The organism is Corallococcus sp. 4LFB (assembly GCF_046520365.1).
Classification (GTDB): domain Bacteria; phylum Myxococcota; class Myxococcia; order Myxococcales; family Myxococcaceae; genus Corallococcus; species Corallococcus caeni.
This window is the reverse complement of the sequence record NZ_JBKGHJ010000677.1, coordinates 1-3,536: the sequence shown is the minus strand read 5'-3', so window position 1 is coordinate 3,536 and position 3,536 is coordinate 1. Positions and strand designations below refer to the sequence as shown.

2 protein-coding genes and 1 pseudogene are annotated in these 3,536 nt (G+C 66.0%); all 3 read right to left on the bottom strand.

Going from position 1 to position 3,536, the window contains the following annotated elements:
- Positions 1-1,378 (bottom strand): hypothetical protein (locus ACLEQD_RS39375; RefSeq protein ID WP_410391050.1); only part of this gene is annotated, 1,378 nt, incomplete at its 3' end.
- A 638-nt stretch (positions 1,379-2,016) separates the two neighbouring features.
- On the bottom strand, positions 2,017-2,940 hold the full coding sequence (locus tag ACLEQD_RS39370) for a DUF2381 family protein (RefSeq protein ID WP_223738454.1): 924 nt from the start codon (positions 2,938-2,940) through the stop codon (positions 2,017-2,019).
- Positions 2,941-3,011: 71 nt separating this feature from the next.
- Positions 3,012-3,536 (bottom strand): annotated as a pseudogene (locus tag ACLEQD_RS39365) (serine/threonine protein kinase); the annotation flags it as partial.

Below are 3,536 nucleotides of genomic sequence, written 5' to 3'. Positions count from 1 at the left end.
CTGTCGGGAAGAGCAGCGTGCCGCCCTGCCCCACCGCGTACAGCTTCCCGCCCAGAAAGCGCCACCGCGCGTCACCCGAGGCGAGGTAGCGCACTCCCGGCTGGCCCGCACCCACCGCCACCCCGCCCACCCCCACCGAGAGGTTCCGGTGGAAGAGCTGCGTCTCCAGCCGGCCGTCCACGTCCACCCGGCCCCAGTTGAAGACCTCGGTACCCATCGTCAGGCGGAAGTGACGCTGTCCCAAGACACTCAGGCTCTCCGCGTCCCAGCTCAAAATCAGCTCGCCGTAGGCCGAGTACCCGTCTGGAAAGGGAGCGTCCGCCTGCGGCACGGCGGCCGGGCCTGCCACCTGGAAGCGCGCCAGCTCGTAGTCCGGGCCGAAGGCCCCCTGCCGGAAGCCTCCACGCTGAAGGCGGCCTTCCAGGCGCGCGCGCATGTCCATCTTCGAGGTCAGGTACTCCGCTCCCAACCCCGCCACCGCGCCCCAAACACCGCCCTCGCCAGGGCGTCCGCCCCAGCCCGCATTCGCCTGCAACTCGAAGCCACCTTCGGGGTTGCGGCGCCGCACAAGCATGGCCGTCCCATCCAGGTGGGCCAGCGTCATCGGCTCCGACATCCCTCCGGCCTTGCCCCAGTCATGCACCGCGGACAGCGCCAGCGTGTACTGCATGGGGTAGGGAGGGCGGCCGAAGAGGACGTGCTGCATGTCCAGGGCGACTTCCGCTCCCATCAGCCGCGCGCCCAGCACGTCCGAGGCGAAGGCCTCCACGTACAAGGGCCTCAGCATGGCCGTCACCACCGCGCCGGCCGGGTGGTAGTCGGGGTTGCCCCGGTTGTTGTAGCGGCGCACCAGGTGCCCGGACAGCAGCGTGTAGGACTCCAAGGCACCCACCCACACGAAGTTCGGCGCGTCCCCTCCCACCATCAGGTTCTGCACCACCTGGCCCCAGTCGGAGAGTTCGTCCCAGTCCTCCTTCCGCACCAGACTGGCACCCGCCTCTGCGCCCCACATGCGCAACCGCACCGGGGCCCCGAGGTCGAGTTGGAGGATGTCCGGCTTGACGAGCTCCAGCCGCGGCTGCACCTGAAGGAAGCCTTCGTCCGTCCCCGCTCCACGGCGAGGCAGCAACGCCCATGTGGTGGTCTCCAGGCTCAGCCGGTTCGCCCAGCCAGAGCCCGAGTTGGACGAGTCCGGCTCTTCCTCGACCAGGGCGTCACCCTCGTCCATGGAGGGCTCGAGTTGCTCGTCCACCTCTGGCTCAAGGAGGACGGTGTCTTCCTCGACCTTCGCCAGGTCGTCCTCATAGGCAATCTCCTCCGCCCACCCTGTTCCGGGAACCAGCAGCGGCAGCAGCACGACGGCCCAGCGCATGTACATCGATGTCTCCTGTGAAGGCCCCGCAGGCGGGGCAATGGACAGAGGTCTCCCATTCAGTCCGGCAGGGCGCCGGGCTGCAGGGTGGATGCATTGCATTGCGGGAGTCGCCAGCCGGCCGGTTGGGCCGAGCCATAGGCAGACGTGTCACGTCACGGCGCTGGGAAGCCCAGCCCCGCCCCAACAGCAGGCAGACGTGTCACGCCACGGCACCGGGCAGGCCCGGCTCCGCTCATGACTCCAAACGCGAATAGGGATGACTGAGGAAGGGCTCCTCAACGCTCATCAGGCACGCGGCCCGACGAAGTGCAGACGGCTACTCGGCGCACGAGGACCACCAGCACGCGCCTCACATGGCGGTGCGGGAGGTCCTCGACGCAGCGCGAGAGCCCAACGCCTGTTTCGAGGTGGAGCTAGGAAGGTGGCTCAGGCGCGTCGCCCTCCGGGCGCCCTCCGCAGCCACCAAGGAAGCGCGCAGTTACGCGCGCGCACTCCAGCACAGTGAGGAACACATCGCCCTCCAGGGCACGCCAGAATGAACTAGACTAATAGGTACAGTCCATTGGACCCTAGATTAACATTCGGCACAAGCCCCCAATGTCGGAAACCCACGAAAGTGCTTGGAGGCAGTGCTCGCAAGGTTAAGGGAAAGTGACGTTGCCCAGGGTGACGGTGCGGCGCCCATCCGCGTCCCAGAGCTTGAGCGTGAAGCTCCCTTGAGGGGACTCAGATGCAGCCTCGGCCTCAACCACCACTCGCTGGAACGTCGAACCGGGGGCCATGGGACCGGACTGCCACACTCGAAGCACCCTCAACTCCTCGTTGGCCTTGCCCCTGAGCATCGCCCCCACTGCTGTCCACGGTTGGTCGTCCCCCCGTGACATGAGGATGACCTCAACAGCCACCCTGCGGGCCGTGCGGTATGCAGCGACATAGTGTTTGGCGGCTGCCGCTCCTGGGCCTTCGGTCACCCCCTTGGTCACGTCGCGGAAATCAACGCCTCGCTTGCTGAGGACTTCCGTCGAGATGAGTCCTGTCAGCCCATCAGGAGCATTTCGCTCCGCGCGCAGACGCTCATTCTCCTCTCGGCATTGCTCAGCCTCGATGCGCGCTTGGCGGACTTCCTCCTGGTATGTCTCGACGCTCCTCTTGCGCCGGTAGACCTCGACGAGCGCTTCTGACCGTGCGGGGTGCGCTACCAGGACAAACGTCGCACTCGCCGGGGCCGCACCATCCTGAAAGCGCACCGTCAACTTGAGTCGGTCACCCGGATTGAATTTCTCTGAAGGAACCAAGCGCAGCATCGTACTGAGGCCAGCATCCACGACCGAGAAGCGCTCGCGCCCCTCGAGCGTCACCCCTTCTCGACTCACCTCCGAATCGAAGATAAACACCGTCGAGAGCCCTGGGCTCACTGCTACTTCAGGTGCTGGCTGAACATCATCCGAGACCAGCTCGATTCGGCGAACGCTCAGTCCCACGGTGGAGGCGGGCGACTGCGCTAGGGCCGTTCCCTCCCCTGCGAGGAGGAGGAAAAGCAGCACGGCCGACACAGAATGATGCACGCGACGTCTCCCCTACCAAGCCAGCGGCGACGCCGCTGGCGACTCACGGGCGCCTGCCCAACAACGACAGGTCATTCAAACTCACTCACTGCCTTGACAAAAACGGCAGAGTACACGCGCGCCTTTCCAGACTCCCCTCCGCCACCCTCTATCTCCAGTCCGCGGTTGTCCGAGGTGTCTCGCACCTCCAAGCACACGGGGAGGCTCTCTCCGCGAAATCGCGCTCGAGTCAGTCGGACATAGACGCGCTCGGCGATAATGAGTCGCCCAGACAGAGTGGCGTAGTCCGACCCCACAATGATCTGCGCAGTACCTTCCTTCACCGTTACGTATTTTTGCGTTCCCCGAACGAAAGTAGCCGCCTCGTCGTCTCCAATCTCCATGCCCAGCTTCTTCATGCCTTTGGTGGCGCCTGCCGGGCACGGCTCAGGCTCCGGAGCCGGGCGCACCTGGGGACCGGAGCACGCGAACGTGGTGCAGAGGGCCGCCGTCGCCACGGCACTGCTGACGCTCCTCGTGGCCTTCTTGGAAGGCACCGGCAGGGAGGTCGGGGAGTCACTCTTCGTCGTCGTCACGGTGGCAGTCACCTCGGGAAG